The sequence below is a fragment of the Herbaspirillum sp. C9C3 genome, assembly GCF_013359625.1.
Taxonomy (GTDB): domain Bacteria; phylum Pseudomonadota; class Gammaproteobacteria; order Burkholderiales; family Burkholderiaceae_D; genus Herbaspirillum.
Map to the genome: position 1 here is coordinate 62,011 of NZ_JABFMQ010000017.1, position 18,032 is coordinate 80,042.

The following is an 18,032-nucleotide window of genomic DNA, read 5'->3' on the forward strand; positions in this document are numbered from 1 at the left end:
CACGTCGGTGGCTGGCACAGCCCGCGTTTTTTGCCGCACGGGCTGCCCGACAGTACAATCGCGAGCGAAGGCGGAGTCTGGGCCATGCGCGTGAGGTTTGCGCGGTACAACGATGGAGTTTTGATGGAGAAGGCAAGCATGACGGCAATCCCCGCGAAAGCCGGCGAGGCCGCACCGGCCAGCGGCGCACTGGTGCTCATTGCCGAGGACGCGCCCGAGATCGCCGAGATCCTGGCGGCCTACCTGGCCCGCAGCGGCATGCGCAGCGTGCATGCCGCCGATGGCGCGCGGGCGCTGGAGCTGCATCTTTCGCTCAAGCCGGACCTGGTGCTGCTGGATATCCAGATGCCGCAGGTCAACGGCTGGCAGGTGCTGGCGCAGATCCGGCAGCGCGACAACACGCCGGTCATCCTGCTCACCGCGCTCGACCAGGACGTGGACAAGCTCACGGGCCTGCGTATCGGCGCCGATGATTACGTGGTCAAGCCCTTCAATCCGGCCGAGGTGGTGGCGCGCGTGGAAGCGGTGCTGCGACGCAGCCTGCCGCGCGAGGAAAGGGAAGACCGGCGCATCCTGCGGGTGCCTCCGTTCGTGATCGACTTCGAACAGCACGAGGTGGTGGCCGAGATCGATGGCGTGCGCCACACGCTGGTGCTGACGCTGACCGAATTCAAGCTGCTGGCGCAACTGGCGCGCGCGCCGCGCCGCGTGTTCAGCCGCGCTGAACTGCTGGCCACCTGCCTGCCCGAGGGCGATACCCTGGAACGCACCGTGGACAGCCATGTCAGCAAGTTGCGCAAGAAACTGGAAGACCTGAACATAGGCGGCATTCCGGTGAGCATTCGCGGGGTCGGCTACCGCTTCCAGCAGGGCAGTTGAGTGACATCGCAACGAGGCCAGCCATGAAACCCGGCATCGATCTCCTGACGCTCTGGCGCGGCAAGGGCCTGGCGCGCCAGATCATCAGCTCCATCGCCATCCTGGCGCTGAGCATCATGCTCATGGTGCTGCTGGGCTCCTACGCCTTCTATTCGACTCTGTTCATCTTCCTGCCCACGGCGGCTTCGGCGCCGGATAGCTGGCTGCCCTCGCCGGTCGAATGGGGCTGGATCGTGGCGACCACGCTCATCGGCGTGGCCATCGCGGTGTGGGTGGCGATGCGCCTGTCGCGCCGTATCCTCACGCCCCTGAACTCGGTGGCCACCAGTCTGCGCCGGGTGGCGCAGGGCGACCTGGCCGCGCGCGCGGCGGCGGACCGGCAACCGCTGGATGAAGCCTCGCAACTCATCAGCGACTTCAATGCCATGGCCGAACGCCTGGAGCGGGTACAGCAGGAACGCATCTTCTGGAACGCCGCCATCGCGCACGAGCTGCGCACCCCGGTGACGATTCTGCGCGGTCGTCTGCAGGGCCTGGCCGATGGCGTGTTCCAGCCCGATCCGGCACTCTTTGCCAGCCTGCTGGTGCAGGTGGAAGGACTGGGCCGGCTCATCGAGGACCTGCGCATCGTCGGTCTGGCCGAGAACGGTCACCTGCGCATCCAGTTGCAGCAGAGCGATCTGCGCCAGGAAATCATGACGGTACTCAAGGCCTGCGAGTCGGCACTGCAAGAAAAGGGCTTCACCCTCACCCTCGACCTCCGTGCGCACGCCTCGCTCTGCGACCCGGTGCGCATTCGCCAGGCGCTGCTGGCGTTGCTGGAAAACGCCCTGCAACATGCCACCCCTGGTCCCCTGCGCATCACCACCTCGGATCTGGATGGCCAGCACTGCCTGCAGGTGGAAGACAGCGGGCCGGGGCTGGCAGCCGCCGATGCGCAGCGCATCTTCGATGCCTTCCAGCGCGGGCCGCGCGAGGACCAGGTCGCCGCCAAAGGCAGCGGGCTGGGACTGGCGGTGGTCCGCGCCATTGCCAGCGCACATGGCGGCACGGCCGATTGCCAGGCCTCCTCCCTGGGCGGTGCCTGCTTCCGGTTGCGCTGGCCGAGATGAAACGAGCGGTCGCGGAAAATCGCCAGAAGCTTCATCCTCGCGCAGACCGGGCGCCTGACCTGCCCGCATTGTCGGCACCCGCCTGAACGCTGCTTCATATCGCCCTCCAGCCCCCTCCCGGTGGGCACGGGCGCGGCCCCGCTAGTACGTCGCCAGCGCGCCTGGGACCGCCCTGGTCTTGAACGCCCCAACCAGTTCGCTGAGCTTGTGCGCCTGTCCCTGCATCGACTCGGCGGCGGCCGATGCCTGCTCCACCAGGGCGGCATTCTGCTGGGTCACGTCATCCATCTGGCTGATCGCCTGCTGCACCTGCTCCACGCCGGCAGACTGCTCCTGGCTGGCCGAACTGATGTCGGCAATGATCTCGTTGACCCGCTGCACGCTGCTGACCACTTCGTCCATGGTGCTGCCGGCCTGGTTGACCAGGGTGCTGCCTGCATCGACCTTGCTGACCGAGTTGTCGATGAGTTCCTTGATTTCCTTGGCGGCCGCCGCCGAGCGTTGCGCCAGGCTGCGCACCTCGCTGGCCACCACCGCAAAGCCGCGCCCCTGCTCGCCGGCACGGGCCGCTTCGACGGCCGCGTTCAGGGCCAGGATGTTGGTCTGGAAGGCGATGCCATCGATCACGCCGATGATGTCGACGATCTTCCTCGACGAGGCATTGATGGCCCCCATCGTCTCCACCACCTGGGAAACCACGACCCCGCCGCGCTGTGCCACCGCTGAGGCGGCGCTGGCCAGTTCACTGGCCAGCCGGGCGTTGCCGGCGTTTTGCTTGACGGTCGAGGTGATCTCTTCCATCGAGGAGGCGGTCTCTTCCAGCGAACTGGCTTGCTGCTCGGTGCGGGTGGACAGGTCCAGCGTGCCGGCAGCGATCTCGGTGGCCGAATTGTCGATGCGGTAGGCGCCGTCGCGCACATCGGTGACGATGGTCTGCAGGCCGGCCTGCATGCTGCGCAGCGCGTCCAGCAATTCGCCGGTCTCGCCCCGGATGTTGTCCTGGATCTCGGCGGTCAGGTCGCCCTGCGCCACCTGACGCGCCACCATGGCGGCATGCGCCAGCGGATCCCGGATGGCCTTGTAGACCAGCATGAGCGTACAGGCCAGCACCACCAGCGCCACGCCGATGAGGGTGTAGAAGATCATGGCCATCCTTGCCGAATGGGCTTGGGCCTGCTCGACCTGCGCCAGAGTGCGTGCATCGAGCATGGCAAAGAACTGGTCGACCGGGCGCATGATCCTGGCCTTGTTGACGTGATAGGCATGGTCGTGCATGAGCTGGCGCGCCTGTGCCAGGTCGGGTTCAGCGCGCCTGGTGAAGTTGCCCTGCGCATCTTCGTAGAGGCCCTTGACCATGTTCATGGCCACGGTCTCGGTCTTGACCAGGGCGTCCGAATTGGCCTTGGCCTCGGCCAGCTTTGCCAGCTCGGCCTCGGAGAAGCCGGCCTGGCGCATCAGGTCCAGCAAGGCCACGCTACGGCTACTGTCGGGGCGCGGCGGCTTGCCGTCGGCCGCCACGAAATCCCAATAGATGCGGCCATAGTGTTCGGGACGGGGCCGGGTGCCGTTGCGAATGGCCAGGATCGCTTCGTATTGCTTTTCGTAGGAGGGATCGCCAGTGACGACATAGGTCCGCGCCAGGCGGGTCAGATCGTCCGAACTCTGGCGCAGCTCGGTGGCCAGCTGGAAGGATGCGTAGCGGCTTTCATTGGCCGCATTGAGCTTGGCGTCACTGCGCTCCAGCGCCATGGCCACGAGCGCGATGGCCAGCATGAGGGCACTGATGACGGCGGTGAGCAGGATGAAGATCTGGCGGATGGTGAAGCGCCCTATGAGAGAAATGTACATGAAAGCTCCGTAGAAAAGTGTGAGCGCAATCGGAACGGGGCAGCCACCAGCGTTCCGAATTGATCTTGCCGAGATTTATTGCATATTTACCTAAATCAATTAATTTGATGACAAATTACAATAAAATGACTAAATCGTTTTTTTAAATATATTTGGCGACTCAGAAAAATTCAATGATGAGCTCGGTGTTTTTTGCCTGAAAAGAACAAGGATTTTCCTGATTGACGCCGCTGTCACGGGACGCCACAAAGCCGGGCGGGCAGCCTGCCAGAGAAGGCGCGGAGGGGAATAGTGGAAGGAAGCTGTGCTGGCGCATGGTTCAAGTGCACGGGGATGTGTATATTTTTGATCTCGTACCTGCGCAGGCAGGCAAAACCACGACAAGAACACCACAAGAACACGGGGCGCTACCGGTCCAGCCGGACCAAGGGGGATGAGATGTGGAGAAACATCGTGAGGAGGGCGGCCTTGCTCGTCTTCCTGCTGCCGCGGACGATTGCGCCCGCTGGCGCCGAAGAGCTCAGGCCGGTGACGTTGGGATTGAGTGCCTGGCTGACGCAACCCATTGTGCAGAGTGCCTGGCATGGGGCTGAGCTGGCCATCGAGGATGCCAATGCCTTGGCGGCCAGGAAGAAATCTTCCTATCGTTTCCGCCTGCTGGCCCAGGATGATCAGGGGACCGCCAATTTCGGGGTCAACGTTGCCCGTTACTTCATCAAGGAAAAAGTCGCCGGCGTCATCGGCCCATGGAGCAGCGATGCGGCCATGGCTGCGGCCGAACTCTACGAGGCGGCCCGCGTCCCGCAGATCGGCTTTACGGCCGGCACCAGCCAGTGGACCAGCCAGGGCCACCGCATGCCGTTCCGGGTGGTCGGCGGTACCGCCGACGTGGGCGCGACGATGGCCGAGGTGGTGGTCAACACGCTGAAAGGGAAACGGATCTTCGTGATCCACAACGACTCGGCCTACAGCAATGCACTTACCGATGAACTGACGACCCGCCTGGTCAACCATCCTGCACTGACGACCACCCGCTATCTGGTCGGGCGCCGCAGCACCGACTTCAACGCCGCCATCAAGGCGGCCAGCCAGTTTCAGGCCGATGTGATCGTGTTCCTGGCACTGTTTCCGCAGGCGTCGGCTTTTGTGGAGGAGGTCCGGCGCGCCGGGCTGCAGGCCCGGATGCTGCTGGTGGGCGGCGCATCCACGCTGTCATTCGGCCAGGCCGCCCTGCCACAGGCGTATGTATTGGAATATGAACTGGCGCCCGAACATTGCCCGCGCTGGAAACGCTTTACCCAGGCGTATGTGAATCGGTTCAGGGAGGCGCCCAGTCCCTACTCCTACTATGCCTATGACGCCGCCAGCATGCTGGCCGCAGCCATCCTGCAGAACAACTCGACCGATGGCGAACGGATCGCCGCCAGCTTGCGCGGCATGCGCCATGCGGGCCTGAGCGGGCCGATCAGTTTTACGGCCAGCGGCGCCAAGGCGGCGCCGCGCTTCAGGCTGTATCGGTATGAGTATCAGAACAAGGGACAGTGGCACCAGGTGAGCGTATTTCCACACCGGGCGGGGCTCAACGAGAAATGTCAGTGAGCGGGAGCTGCAAAGTAAAAGGCCCGCTCCCAAGGGGAGCGAGCCTGTCGACTGTCGGGTGCCAGAAAACGAGGTCCGTTCAGAACGGGATATCGTCATCCATATCCGAGAAGTTCGCTGCCGGGCGCTGGGCCGGCTGCTGGCGCGGTGCGCCGCCAGCTGCTGCACCACCGCCGGCGCTCTGGCGCGGCGCACCGCCGCCGTAGCTGCCACCACCGCCGCCACCGCCATAACCACCTTCATCCATGCCGCCACCGCCGCCGCCGGCACCCTGACGGCCGCCCAGCATCTGCATGGTGTCCGCGATGATTTCGGTGGTATAGCGCTCCACGCCTTCCTTGTCCTGCCACTTGCGGGTCTGCAGGCGGCCTTCGACGTAGATCTGCGAACCTTTCTTCAGGTACTGGCCGGCGATTTCAGCCAGCTTGCGGTAGAAGGTGATGCGGTGCCATTCGGTGAGTTCCTTCTTTTCGCCGGTGTTCTTGTCCTTCCAGCTTTCGGTCGTGGCGACGGCGATGTTGGTGACGGCTTCGCCGTTGGGCATGTAGCGCGTTTCCGGATCGCGCCCGAGATTGCCGACGATGATGACTTTGTTGACCGATGCCATTGTTTCTCCTGAATACGTTTAGGCTGTTGCACCCGCCGCCTGCGCAGCGCGGCGCGGCAGGTTTTTCATGTTAGCCGCGATTATAAGCCAGGTCAGCGTGAGGGCGGCTGAGAGAAGGAATACGGCGGAATTCCCCACATTTTGTTTGAGCCAGCCGCCCAGCGCCCCGCCGCAGGACAGTCCCAGCGCCTGCAAGGTGTTGTAGACGCCCAGCGCCGCGCCCTTGGCTGCCGGCGGCGCAATGCGCGACACCAGCGAAGGCTGGGCCGCCTCCAGAATATTGAAGGCCACGAAGAACAGGAACAGCAGCGCCACCAGCATCCACACCCGCGCCAGGGGATGCGAGAGCACCGCCCAGAAGCCCAGCTGCACCAGCAGCATCAGGCTGATGGCGCCGACGAAAACTGGCTTCATGCGGCCATATTTCTCGGCCACGATGATGGGGGGCAGCATCAGCACGAAGGAGGCCAGGACCACCGGCAGATAGATCTTCCAGTGTTCCCCCAGCGGTATGCCGGCCAGTTGCACCAGGGCCGCCGGCACCACCATGAACATGGCGACCTGGGTCAGGTGCAGCGTGAAGACGCCGAAATTGAGCCGCAGCAGTTCGGCATGGCGCAAGACCTCGGCAAGGGGAACGCGGCGCGCCTGCACCATCGGCGCGGCCGGGACCACCCAGATCACCACGGCAATGGCGATGAGCGAAAGCACGCCCGTCAGGCCGAAGATGCCGCCCATGCCGATGGACTTGTAGAGCAGCGGCGAGGCCACCATCGAGACGGCAAAGGTCACCCCGATGGAAGCGCCCACCATGGCCATGGCCTTGGTGCGATGTTCCTCCCGGGTGGAATCGGCGATGAAGGCAGTGATGGCCGCCGAAATCGCCCCCGAGCCCTGCAACGCACGGCCAATCAGCAACCACAGCACATTGTGCGCACCAGCGGCCACGAAGGACCCCAGGGCGAACAGCAGCAGGCCGATGACGATGATGCGCTTGCGTCCGTAGCGGTCGGAGGCGATGCCGTAGGGAATCTGCCCGCAGGCCTGAGCCAGGCCGTAGATGCCCAGGGCGATGCCGACCAGGGTGTCGCTGTCGCCGCCGGGCAGGCTGTGTGCGTGCACCGCAAACACCGGAAGGACCAGGAACAGGCCAAGCATGCGCAAGGAAAAAATGGAGGCAAGAGAAACGCTGGCGCGCACCTCGGCGCGCGACATGCCGGATTTTTCAGGCTGTGCGGTGGAACGGGTGTGGTGGGACATACGGTTCGTGGCTGGCGTTGGCGGCGCCCGGCTCGACATGGGAGCCGGACTGCGAGGCAAAAGCATTATGGTAACAGGATAGTCCCGCCCACCGGCAGCAGCGCAAGGCCGATTCATTCCCGGCTGGCGGGATTGATGTACTTTCATGTCCTGCATCCATCGCCGAAAACCTGCCGCTTGCGATTTCCTGCGGCATTGGCGCTACACGTCCGGGCTTGTTGCAGTGTCGCGCTTTTAATCTGCCGATCCATGCCCACATGCGTTTTCTGCCGCTGCAGCCCTGCCTGCCGGCCCTTCGCAGTCCTGTTATAGTTACATGTTGTCCCATCGCTGCTCCGCACAAGGCGTCATCGCATGCGGGGGCAGGCAACCCCTAGCTGAAGGCATCCATGGAAGAAATTCGCATTCGCGGCGCGCGCACGCACAATCTCAAGAATATCAACCTAGACCTCCCCCGCAACAAGCTCATCGTCATCACCGGTCTGTCCGGTTCGGGCAAGTCCTCGCTGGCCTTCGATACGCTGTATGCCGAGGGGCAACGCCGCTACGTGGAGTCGCTGTCAGCCTATGCGCGCCAGTTCCTGCAGCTGATGGAAAAACCCGATGTGGACATGATCGAAGGTCTGTCCCCGGCCATCTCCATCGAACAGAAGGCGACCTCGCACAACCCGCGCTCCACCGTGGGCACCGTCACCGAGATCCACGATTACCTGCGCCTGCTGTACGCCCGCGTCGGTACGCCCTACTGCCCCGACCATCCCGAGCATCCCCTGGAGGCGCAGTCGGTCTCGCAGATGGTCGATGCCGTGCTGGCCCTGCCGGAAGACACCAAGCTGATGATCATGGCCCCCGTGGTGGCCAACCGCAAGGGCGAGCATGCCGACCTGTTCGAGGAGATGCAGGCCCAGGGCTTCGTGCGCTTCCGCATCCAGAGCGGCACCGGCACGGCCAAGGTCTATGAAGTCGACGAGCTGCCCAAGCTGAAGAAGACCGAGAAGCACACCATCGACGTCGTCATCGACCGCGTCAAGGTCAAGGCGGAGATCAAGCAGCGCCTGGCCGAAAGCTTCGAAACCGCGCTGCGCCTGGCCGATGGCCGGGCCATTGCGCTGGAAATGGACAGCGGCAAGGAACACCTGTATTCCAACAAGTTCGCCTGCCCCATCTGCGGCTATTCGCTGCAGGAGCTGGAGCCGCGCCTGTTCTCCTTCAACAACCCGATGGGCGCCTGCCCCGAATGCGATGGCCTGGGCCATATCGAGTTCTTCGATCCCAAGCGCATCGTCGCCTTCCCCAACCTGTCGCTGGCCTCGGGCGCCATCAAGGGCTGGGACCGCCGCAACCAGTTCTACTTCCAGATGCTCACCAGCATCGCCGCCTTCTATGATTTCGACCTCGATGTGCCCTTCGAGCAGCTCGACGACAAGGCACAGCAAGTGGTGCTGTACGGCTCGGGCCGCCAGACCATTCCGTTCGCCTACGTCAACGAGCGTGGTCGCACCGTGGTCAAGGAGCATACCTTCGAAGGCGTGGTCAACAACCTGCAGCGCCGCTATCGCGAAACCGATTCGATGGCGGTCAAGGAAGAGCTGGCCAAGTTCATCAACGAGAAGCAGTGCCCGTCCTGCCACGGCGCGCGCCTGCGGGTGGAAGCGCGCTATGTGAAGGTGGGCAGCGGCAAGCAGCAGCGTGCCATCTACGAAGTCGCCGCCACGCCGCTGCGCGAGACCCTGTCCTTCTTCGAGACCTTGAAGCTGACCGGCGCCAAGAAGGAAATCGCCGACCGCATCATCAAGGAAATCGTCTCGCGCCTGACCTTCCTCAACAACGTCGGTCTCGATTACCTCTCGCTGGAACGCAGCGCCGACACGCTCTCCGGCGGCGAAGCCCAGCGTATCCGCCTGGCCTCGCAGATCGGCTCGGGCCTGACCGGCGTGATGTATGTGCTGGACGAACCCTCCATCGGCCTGCACCAGCGCGACAATGATCGCTTGATCGAAACCCTCAAGCACCTGCGCGACATCGGCAATACCGTGCTGGTGGTGGAGCACGACGAAGACGCCATCCGCACCGCCGACTACGTGGTCGACATGGGCATCGGCGCGGGCGTGCATGGCGGCGACGTGATCGCCCATGGTTCGCTGCCGGACATCCTCAAGAACAAGAAGTCGCTGACCGCCAAGTACCTCAACGGCTCGCTGGAAATCGCCGTGCCCAAGAAGCGCACGCCCTGCGATGAATCGCGCATGCTGACCATCACCGGTGCCACCGGCAACAACCTCAAGAATGTCGATCTGGAACTGCCGGTGGGTCTCTTGACCTGCGTGACCGGGGTATCCGGTTCAGGCAAGTCGACGCTGGTCAATGACACGCTGTACCTGTCGGCAGCACGCCACCTGTACGGTTCGCAGACCGAACCGGCCGAGCACGAAGCCATCGGCGGACTGGAACACTTCGACAAGGTGATCGCGGTGGACCAGGCACCCATCGGCCGCACCCCGCGCTCCAACCCGGCCACCTACACGGGCCTGTTCACGCCGATCCGCGACCTGTTCGCCACCGTGCCGATGGCCAAGGAACGCGGCTACAGCGCCGGGCGCTTCTCCTTCAACGTCAAGGGTGGCCGCTGCGAAGCCTGCCAGGGCGATGGCGTGATCAAGGTGGAAATGCACTTCCTGCCGGACGTGTACGTGCCCTGCGATGTCTGCCACGGCAAGCGCTACAACCGCGAAACACTGGAAGTGCAATACAAGGGCAAGAACATCACCGAGATCCTCGACATGACGGTGGAAGACGCGCACGAATTCTTCAAACCCGTGCCGCTGATCGCCCGCAAGCTGCAGACCCTGCTCGATGTGGGCCTGGGCTACATCAAGCTGGGCCAGAGCGCGACCACCCTCTCGGGGGGCGAGGCGCAGCGCGTGAAGCTGTCGCTGGAACTGTCCAAGCGAGATACCGGCCGCACGCTCTACATCCTGGATGAACCGACCACCGGCCTGCACTTCCACGATATCGACCTGCTGCTCAAGGTGATCCATCGCCTGCGCGACCAGGGCAATACGGTGACCATCATCGAGCACAATCTGGACGTCATCAAGACCGCCGACTGGATCATTGACCTCGGTCCCGAAGGGGGGGCCGGCGGTGGCCGCATCGTCGCCGCAGGCACGCCTGAGGACGTGGCCAAGAATCCTGCCAGCGTCACCGGCAAGTACCTGGGCCCGCTGCTGAAGAAGAAGTCGAAGTAAAAAAGAAGTCCGGAATTGCGCCCGCGCAAACGATACAGAAATGGCGCGCATCTGTATCTTGCGCTGCGCCGGCCATGGCATACAGTCATGCACCTGGTCGCCATCCGGCGCACAATGAAGGCTGGCCCGTCCGTCATGGACGGGCGGCCGTGCAACCCCGAAAGTCCATCATGTCGAACCCGCTGTCACCCGCCCAGGTCGCCTTCTTCCGCGAACAGGGCTATCTCCTGCTCAAGGGCATGGTCCCTGACGCCCTGCGCGAGCGCCTGCTCGCCGTCACCCAGGATCATCTGCAACGTGCCGTCGCCCCGCTGGAGTATGAGGCCGAGGTCGGCTACGAAGGCGCTCCCGTTTCGCTGGAAGCCGAAGGAGGCCGTACCGCCCGCCGATTGCGCGCAGCCTGGCAGCGGGATCCGGTGTACCGCGAATGGGCTGCCGATGCGCAACTGGTGGCCATGCTGCATCAACTGTTCGAGGAACCGGTGTGCCTCACCCTGGCGCATCACAACTGCATCATGACCAAGCATCCGGCCTTCGGCACCGCCACCGGCTGGCATCGCGACATCCGCTACTGGTCCTTCCCGCGCAATGACCTGATTTCGGTGTGGCTGGCGCTAGGCGCGGAAACACCGGAAAACGGCGCACTCAAGTTCATCCCCGGTTCACACAAGCTCAAGCTGCAGCCGCAACAGATGGACGAACTCGATTTCCTGCGCCCGGACGTGCCGGCCAACCAGGCCCTGTTTGCACAAGGGATCGCGCTGTCACTGGAGCCCGGTGACGTCGTGCTGTTCCATAGCGGCCTGTTCCATGCCGCCGGACGCAACGATAGCGAACAGGTCAAGTGTTCGGCCGTGTTCGCCTATCACGGCAAGAGCAACCCGCCCTTGCCGGGCACCCGTTCGGCGGCGTCCGAGGATGTGGCCCTGGACAGTTGATACGACTGTACTGGTTGAAAATTGATCACTGTACCGGCAAGGTTGGAAAACCTTGCCGGTACGGTAAGACGCTGTAACAGGTCTGTCAGCGAAGCAGCAAGCCACCCGTACCCGGCAAGGCGACCGCTGCCGGTGCCGCCCCCGTGACAGCCGTGCGTGATGCCAGCGTCGGCGATGCCGCTGCGCCGGTCACTACCGCACCTCCCAAGCGGAACACGCTGACCGCCTCGGTCAGCCGTGCCGCCTGTTCCTGCATCGACTGGGCCGCCGCTGCGGCCTGCTCCACCAAGGCGGCGTTCTGCTGCGTGGTCTCATCCATCTGGGTGATGGCGTTGTTGACTTCCTCGATGCCCTGGCTCTGCTCCTGTCCGGCCGCACTGATGTCGGTGACCACTTCGCTCACGCGCTGCACGCTCCTGACGACCTCATCGATGGTCTGGCCGGCCTGCGCCACCAGCGCGCTGCCACTGCCCACGCGGGTCACCGAATCATCGATCAAGACCTTGATCTCCTTGGCGGCCGCTGCCGAACGCTGGGCCAGCGAGCGCACTTCCGAGGCCACTACCGCAAACCCGCGCCCCTGCTCACCGGCGCGCGCCGCTTCCACGGCGGCATTCAAGGCCAGGATGTTGGTCTGGAAGGCGATGCCATCGATCACGCTGATGATGTCGACGATCTTGCTGGACGAGTGGTTGATGGAACTCATGGTATCGACCACCTGACGCACCACTTCCCCGCCGCGCACCGCCACTGCGGAGGCGGACTGCGCCAGTTCCTTGGCCTGTTGGGCGTTGTCGGCGTTGTGGCGCACGGTGGAGGTCAGTTGCTCCATGGCGGAGGCGGTTTCTTCCAGTGCGCCGGCCTGCTGCTCGGTGCGCGAGGAGAGGTCGAGATTGCCCTGTGCGATCTCGCTGGAGGCCGTGGCGATGGTGTCCGTACTCAGGCGTACCTGGCCCACGATGCCCTGCAGGTTTTCGTTCATCTGCCGCAGCGCCTGCATCAGCTGGCCTGTTTCATCCTGGCTGTGTACCTCGATCTGCTGCGTGAGATCGCCCGCTGCCACCGCCTGCGCCACCTTCACGGCCCGCTGCAGGGGACGTGAAATGGCCCGTACCAGCAGTACGCCCATGAGCAGTGCCACGATCAGACCGGCGCCCATGGTCACGCCCATCACGACCAGCAAGGTCTGGTAGCGCTGCTGTGCCTGTTCATGCAGCTCGCGGCCCACGGTGCGCTGCAAGTCCATCAGTTGTGCCAGTGTGGCGTGCGCATCGGTATAGAGCTTGAGCATGGCGCCACCAGACAGTTCGATGGCCCCCTGGAAATCGCGGTTGCGCAAGGCATCGGCGGCGGCCTTGACGCCATCGGTGGCGAACTTCCGACGCTGGGGTATGAGCTTCTCCAGCAGTGCGCGCTCATCACTGTTGAGCTGGGTGTCTTGATATTGCTTGAGGACGGCGTCGTTGGCCTTGAGGGCTTTCTCGATCTTGTCCATGTTGGCGTCGATGTCGCCGGAGTCGCCCGCGATGGAGGTGGAGATGCCGTTGCGCGCCGCATCCAGTGCGGCCGACATGCGCTCCAGTTGAGAGAAGGCGACCAGTCGGTCTTCATAGAGCGAGCGCATCTGGGCATTGGTCGAGCGCAGACCGACCAGGCCCACTACGCCCGAGGCGACCAGCAGCAGCGCCAGAAAACCGATGACGAAAATCAGGCGTGCCCTGATGGTGAGTTTGCTGAACATGTTCCTCCCGGACTTCACTTTTGTTTTCTCTACAACGGATTCATTGTGTGGACCCGTAGTCCTGATGCGTGCAGGGAAGCGATATGGTCGCTTCCCTGCCGCCCGGAAACACTAGCATTTCCCGTACCAGGGGAACAGGTGTGCGAAGGCGCAAGTGAATATTTATTTTTGGCAGGCTGGAATGATGAGCTGACCTGCTGAAGTCCGCCGGATCGTCTGCCGGATCGGCTATTTGCTGAGCAGGCGCTTTTCGGCCCGCAGGATGCTTTCGGAACTGCCGCGCAGCACCACGATGTCGCCCGCCATCAGAACGGTATTCTCGGCGGATTCCAGGCGTTGCTTTCCGCGCCGCAACATGGCGACTTCGGCACCGCATTGGGTGGGCAGGTCGATCTCGGCCAGGGTATGACCGACTGCACTGGCACCGCCGATCAGCGTCACCGATTGCAGACGCACGTTCATGCCCACGCCATCGGCCTCGGCGTCCGACATGCCGTGGAAATAACCACGCAGCGAGGCGTAACGTTCATCGCGCGCATCCTGCACCCGGTGCACCACCCGGCGCAGCGGAACACCCAGCATCACCAGTGCGTGCGAGGCCAGCATGAGGCTGCCTTCCAGTGCTTCCGGCACGACTTCGGTGGCCCCCGCGGCCAGCAGTTTTTCCAGGTCGGCATCGTCGTGGCTGCGCACGATGACGGGCAGCTCGGGTTCCAGTTCGTGGGCGTGATGCAGGACCTTCAGCGCCGAGGGCGTGCTGGCATAGGTCACCACCAGCGCCGCCGCGCGGTGGATGCCGGCGGCGACCAGGCTCTCGCGCCGTGCCGCATCGCCGTAGGAGACATTGGCGCCCCCGTTGCGGGCGTCCTGCACCAGTTCCGGGTCCATCTCCAGCGCATGATAGGCGATACCCTCCTCTTCCAGCAGGCGCGCCAGGCTTTGGCCACTGCGGCCGAAGCCGGCGATGATCACGTGCTTCTGCACACCCATGGTGCGGGTCGCCAGTTGCGTCAGGGCCAGCGATTGCAACATCCATTCATTGGCGGAGAACTTCATGACGATGGCATCGGACTTGGCCAGGATGAAGGGCGTGGCCAGCATCGACAGCACCATCGCCGCCAGGATCACCTGAATGAGCATGGGATCGACCAGCTTGAGACCACCGGCCTGGCTCAACAGCACGAAGCCGAATTCCCCCGCCTGCGCCAGGCCCAGGCCCACGCGCAGCGCCACGCCGGTGGTCGAACCGAACAGGCGCGCCAGTCCGGCGATGAGGGCGAACTTGAGCAGCACCGGTCCGGTCAGCAGGAGCAGCACCAGGAACCAGTGATCGACCAGCGTACGCACATTGAGCAGCATGCCGATGGTGATGAAGAACAAGCCCAGCAGCACATCGCGGAAGGACTTGATGTCTTCTTCCACCTGGTGCTTGAACTCGGTCTCGGAAATGAGCATGCCGGCGATGAAGGCGCCCAGGGCCAGCGACAGGCCGGCCTTCTCGGTGATCCATGCCGCACCCAGCGTAATCAACAGCAGGTTGAGCATGAACAATTCCTGCGAGCGCCGCTTGACCACGATGCGGAACCAGCCGCGCATGAGCTTGCTGCCGAAGAACAGCAGCAGCGCCAGCACCACCAGCGCCTTGCCCACCGCCCAGCCCAGCGTGACCATGATGTTGCCGGAATTGTTGGCCAGCGCCGGGACCACGATGAGCAACGGCACCAGCGCCAGGTCCTGGAACAGCAGCACGCCGAGGATGCGGCGACCGTGTTCGGTTTCCAGTTCCAGCCGTTCGGTCAGCAGCTTGGAAACGATGGCCGTGGAGGACATGGTCAGCGCCCCGCCCAGCGCGAAGGCCGCCTGCCAGCTCACGTTGGCGAACTGCGGCAACACCATCGCCGCCCCCCAGCCCAGCAGCATGGTGGTGGCGATGGTCGCGGCCACCTGCGCCACGCCCAGGCCGAAGACGATGTGGCGCATGGCCGAGAGCTTGGAGAGCGAAAACTCCAGCCCGATGGAAAACATCAGAAATACCACGCCGAATTCGGCCAGGGCATGGGTGGTTTCATTGTCCTCGGCAAAGGCCAGACCGTGCGGGCCGATGATGATGCCCACGACCAGGTAGCCCAGCATGGGCGGCAGCTGCATCATGCGGAAGGCGACCACGCCGAGCACCGCCGCAGCCAGAAGGAAAAGGGTCAGTTCCAGTCCGGAAAACATTGCTGTTGGGTTTCTTGTCAAAAGCCGCCGCAGACGGCGGGGTTCGATGTGAATAAATTGGCAACGCACCAGCAAATGACAGTTCATCCAGCCAGCGTGCAGAGTGAAGGAAAATACCGGGCGGCGACCAGAAGAAACGCCGTAGAATTCATACGTGTAGCGCCACAACAGCAGAGTTATTCACTACCGCAGAGTACCCTCTGCCCCTGTTGCGATGCCATTCGCCATCCCCGTCCTGGGCCGGGAATCCCCCGTGGCTGCGGTGCTGCGGTGCGACGCAACGCGGCGCTTGGCATCAAATCCGGCAGCATTCCCTTACATCTGGCAAGTTTTTTGCTTTGCTAATTCGTTTATACTTCGGTTATGAGTGTAACCGATGACAAAACCACGCCTGCATCTTTTTCGGCCGGGGCTGCCCGTCGCGCCATCGACCTGGCACGCCAGACCCTGCAGATCGAAGCCGATGCCATCCTGGCACTGAAAGACCGCCTGCGCGACGACAGCGCCGAGCCATTGGCGCGGGCCGTGCAAGCCGTGCTGCAATGCGAAGGCCGCGCCGTCGTCTCGGGGATCGGCAAATCCGGCCACATCGGCCGCAAGATGGCCGCCACGCTGGCCTCTACCGGTACCCCCGCGCTCTTCATGCACCCGGCCGAGGCCGCGCATGGTGACCTGGGCATGGTGACGGCACGTGATGTCTTCATCGCCATTTCCAATTCCGGCGAAACGGCCGAGCTGCTGGCCATCGTTCCCATCATCAAGCGCATGGGCACGGTGATCATCGCCATGACCGGCAACGACGACTCCTCCCTGGCCAGGCTGGCCGCCGTGCACCTCAACGTCGGCGTGGCCAAGGAAGCCTGTACCCTCAACCTGGCCCCGACGGCCAGCACCACGGCTACCCTGGCCATGGGCGATGCGCTGGCGGTGTCGCTGCTGGACGCACGCGGTTTCGTCGAGGAGGATTTTGCCCGCTCCCACCCCGGTGGTGCACTGGGCCGGCGCCTGCTGACCCACGTGCGCGACGTCATGCGCAGCGGCGAAGCGATTCCCGCCGTGCGTCCGGATGTGTCGCTCTCGGCCGCGCTGATGGAAATCACGCGCAAGGGCATGGCCATGACCGCCGTGGTCGATGAGCAATTCCGGCCCATCGGCGTGTTCACCGATGGCGACCTGCGCCGTCTGCTGGAGCGCGGTACGGACTTCACCAGATTCCGTATCGCCGATGTCATGCACGCCCATCCGCAGACCGTCCAGCAGGACCAACTGGCGGTGGACGCGGTGCAGCTCATGGAACAGTTCCGCATCAACCAGCTGCTGGTCACCGATGCGGACGGCGTGCTCACGGGCGCGCTGCACATCCACGACCTGACTCGCGCCAAGGTGATCTGATGAACGCGCCAGCCTTCGCCAGCACCCTGCCCGCTGCTGCACTCGCCAAGGCGGCCGCGATCCGCCTGATGATCTTCGACGTCGACGGGGTACTGACCGATGCCGGTCTGTACTACGGCGACGAGGGGGAAGTCTTCAAGCGCTTCAACGCCCTCGACGGCCACGGCATCAAGATGATGCAGCAGTACGGTACCGCCGCCGCCATCATCACCGCGCGCCAGTCTCCCTACGTGTTGCGCCGCGCGCGCGACCTGGGCATTGCCCATGTGTTCCAGGGCATCCATGACAAGCGCCAGGCCTTCGAGCAATTGCTGCAGCAAGTACAGCTCACCCCGCAGGAGTGCGGCTACCTGGGTGACGACATCATCGACCTGCCGGTGCTGACCCGCGTGGGTTTCAAGGCCTGCATGGCCAACGGTCATCGTGAGGTGAAATCGCGCAGCGACTATGTCACGCAGGCCGCCGGCGGCCATGGCGCGGTGCGCGAGATCTGCGACCTGGTGCTGGCCGCACAAGGCAACTACGAGGCGGCGCTGGCGCCGTACCTGGCATGAGCGGGCGCAGCGGCGAACGCCAGGCCGAACGCATCCGCCTGGCGGTGATCCTGGTGATCCTGATCGCGGCGGCCCTGGGCAGCTTCTGGGTCATGCAGGTCATGCGCGCCTCCGGCGACCAGCAGCCGGCGCAGCGTCCGCGCGGCAAACCCGACTACTATCTGGAAAACTTCAGCTACGTGAAGATGGGTCCGACCGGCCTGCCGCGCTATGACGTTTCCGGCGTCAAGATGGTGCACTTCCCCAGCGATGACTCCTTCGAGATCACCAAGCCGGTGGTGCACAACCTGGACCAGAATCAGGCGCCCATGCAGCTCTATTCGGATACCGCACGGGTCACCGACGACCAGACCCAGATCCACATGTACGGCAATGCCAATGCAATCCGCGCGCCCTACAAGGGCCGCGAAGAAATGCACCTGGTCTCGCAATACCTGCTGCTGTTACCCGATGATGAAATCGTCAAGACCGACAAGCCGGTCGCCATGACCATGGGGACCACGCGCCTCAATGGGGTGGGCATGGTGGCCAACAATGCGACGCAGGTGGTGCAGCTGCTCGGCAATGTACGCGGCTATTACGAGCCCGCACCGAAGAAACGCTAAGCCGGTTCAGTCCCGGACAAGAACGCCAA

General features: G+C 63.8%; 13 protein-coding genes. 8 read left to right on the forward strand and 5 right to left on the reverse strand.

What is annotated here, in order from left to right:
* Positions 1–138 precede the first annotated feature (138 nt).
* Together HNO82_RS15955 and HNO82_RS15960 are read left to right on the forward strand one after the other, a co-directional pair.
* On the forward strand, positions 139–879 hold the full coding sequence (locus tag HNO82_RS15955) for a response regulator (protein WP_175344391.1): 741 nt from the start codon (positions 139–141) through the stop codon (positions 877–879).
* A 23-nt stretch (positions 880–902) separates the two neighbouring features.
* Positions 903–1,991, forward strand: a complete 1,089-nt coding sequence (locus HNO82_RS15960) for an ATP-binding protein (protein WP_175344392.1) — start codon at positions 903–905, stop codon at positions 1,989–1,991.
* Between the two features lie 141 nt (positions 1,992–2,132).
* On the opposite strand, the gene HNO82_RS15965 is transcribed toward HNO82_RS15960, so the two are convergent.
* On the reverse strand, positions 2,133–3,839 hold the full coding sequence (locus tag HNO82_RS15965) for a methyl-accepting chemotaxis protein (protein ID WP_175344393.1): 1,707 nt from the start codon (positions 3,837–3,839) through the stop codon (positions 2,133–2,135).
* 468 nt (positions 3,840–4,307) lie between these two features.
* Here HNO82_RS15965 and HNO82_RS15970 point away from each other — a divergent pair, with 468 nt between their 5' ends.
* Positions 4,308–5,438 (forward strand): branched-chain amino acid ABC transporter substrate-binding protein, encoded by a 1,131-nt coding sequence (locus HNO82_RS15970; protein ID WP_249777021.1) that lies wholly within the window; start codon positions 4,308–4,310, stop codon positions 5,436–5,438.
* Between the two features lie 79 nt (positions 5,439–5,517).
* Here HNO82_RS15970 and ssb read toward each other — a convergent pair whose 3' ends face one another.
* Positions 5,518–6,045, reverse strand: a complete 528-nt coding sequence (ssb, locus tag HNO82_RS15975; RefSeq protein WP_175344395.1) for a single-stranded DNA-binding protein — start codon at positions 6,043–6,045, stop codon at positions 5,518–5,520.
* An 18-nt stretch (positions 6,046–6,063) separates the two neighbouring features.
* Positions 6,064–7,305 carry an MFS transporter gene (locus HNO82_RS15980; protein ID WP_008332129.1) on the reverse strand — a complete coding sequence of 414 codons (1,242 nt, stop codon included), beginning with the start codon at positions 7,303–7,305 and terminating at the stop codon, positions 6,064–6,066.
* A 389-nt stretch (positions 7,306–7,694) separates the two neighbouring features.
* On the opposite strand from HNO82_RS15980, the gene uvrA reads away from it, so the two are divergent.
* Positions 7,695–10,553, forward strand: a complete 2,859-nt coding sequence (gene uvrA / locus HNO82_RS15985) for an excinuclease ABC subunit UvrA (protein WP_008332131.1) — start codon at positions 7,695–7,697, stop codon at positions 10,551–10,553.
* A 170-nt stretch (positions 10,554–10,723) separates the two neighbouring features.
* Complete coding sequence (locus tag HNO82_RS15990; protein ID WP_008332133.1) at positions 10,724–11,491, forward strand: phytanoyl-CoA dioxygenase family protein; 768 nt, start codon at positions 10,724–10,726, stop codon at positions 11,489–11,491.
* An 85-nt stretch (positions 11,492–11,576) separates the two neighbouring features.
* Here HNO82_RS15990 and HNO82_RS15995 read toward each other — a convergent pair whose 3' ends face one another.
* Positions 11,577–13,232 (reverse strand): methyl-accepting chemotaxis protein, encoded by a 1,656-nt coding sequence (locus HNO82_RS15995; RefSeq protein WP_175344396.1) that lies wholly within the window; start codon positions 13,230–13,232, stop codon positions 11,577–11,579.
* A gap of 228 nt (positions 13,233–13,460) precedes the next feature.
* Positions 13,461–15,452, reverse strand: a complete 1,992-nt coding sequence (locus HNO82_RS16000) for a monovalent cation:proton antiporter family protein (RefSeq protein ID WP_175344397.1) — start codon at positions 15,450–15,452, stop codon at positions 13,461–13,463.
* A gap of 363 nt (positions 15,453–15,815) precedes the next feature.
* Here HNO82_RS16000 and HNO82_RS16005 point away from each other — a divergent pair, with 363 nt between their 5' ends.
* From HNO82_RS16005 to lptC, 3 genes are read left to right on the forward strand one after another with little or no spacing between them, the layout of a single operon-like run.
* The gene (locus HNO82_RS16005; RefSeq protein ID WP_008332137.1) at positions 15,816–16,844 is read left to right on the forward strand and encodes a KpsF/GutQ family sugar-phosphate isomerase; all 1,029 of its coding nucleotides are present in this window, start codon (positions 15,816–15,818) and stop codon (positions 16,842–16,844) included.
* On the forward strand, positions 16,844–17,398 hold the full coding sequence (locus HNO82_RS16010) for a KdsC family phosphatase (RefSeq protein WP_175344398.1): 555 nt from the start codon (positions 16,844–16,846) through the stop codon (positions 17,396–17,398). Before HNO82_RS16005 ends, HNO82_RS16010 begins: the two co-directional genes overlap by 1 nt.
* Positions 17,395–18,003, forward strand: a complete 609-nt coding sequence (lptC, locus tag HNO82_RS16015) for an LPS export ABC transporter periplasmic protein LptC (protein ID WP_008332140.1) — start codon at positions 17,395–17,397, stop codon at positions 18,001–18,003. The genes HNO82_RS16010 and lptC overlap by 4 nt, the downstream gene beginning before the upstream one ends.
* The last annotated feature ends 29 nt before the right edge of the window (positions 18,004–18,032 follow it).

Bases quoted from the DNA above. Each gene is read 5' to 3' on its own strand.
- HNO82_RS15955 (WP_175344391.1), top strand. From the start codon at position 139: ATGACGGCAATCCCCGCGAAAGCCGGCGAGGCCGCACCGGCCAGCGGC.
- HNO82_RS15960 (WP_175344392.1), top strand. From the start codon at position 903: ATGAAACCCGGCATCGATCTCCTGACGCTCTGGCGCGGCAAGGGCCTG.
- HNO82_RS15965 (WP_175344393.1), bottom strand. From the start codon at position 3,839: ATGTACATTTCTCTCATAGGGCGCTTCACCATCCGCCAGATCTTCATC.
- ssb (WP_175344395.1), bottom strand. From the start codon at position 6,045: ATGGCATCGGTCAACAAAGTCATCATCGTCGGCAATCTCGGGCGCGAT.
- HNO82_RS15980 (WP_008332129.1), bottom strand. From the start codon at position 7,305: ATGTCCCACCACACCCGTTCCACCGCACAGCCTGAAAAATCCGGCATG.
- uvrA (WP_008332131.1), top strand. From the start codon at position 7,695: ATGGAAGAAATTCGCATTCGCGGCGCGCGCACGCACAATCTCAAGAAT.
- HNO82_RS15990 (WP_008332133.1), top strand. From the start codon at position 10,724: ATGTCGAACCCGCTGTCACCCGCCCAGGTCGCCTTCTTCCGCGAACAG.
- HNO82_RS15995 (WP_175344396.1), bottom strand. From the start codon at position 13,232: ATGTTCAGCAAACTCACCATCAGGGCACGCCTGATTTTCGTCATCGGT.
- HNO82_RS16000 (WP_175344397.1), bottom strand. From the start codon at position 15,452: ATGTTTTCCGGACTGGAACTGACCCTTTTCCTTCTGGCTGCGGCGGTG.
- HNO82_RS16005 (WP_008332137.1), top strand. From the start codon at position 15,816: ATGAGTGTAACCGATGACAAAACCACGCCTGCATCTTTTTCGGCCGGG.
- HNO82_RS16010 (WP_175344398.1), top strand. From the start codon at position 16,844: ATGAACGCGCCAGCCTTCGCCAGCACCCTGCCCGCTGCTGCACTCGCC.
- lptC (WP_008332140.1), top strand. From the start codon at position 17,395: ATGAGCGGGCGCAGCGGCGAACGCCAGGCCGAACGCATCCGCCTGGCG.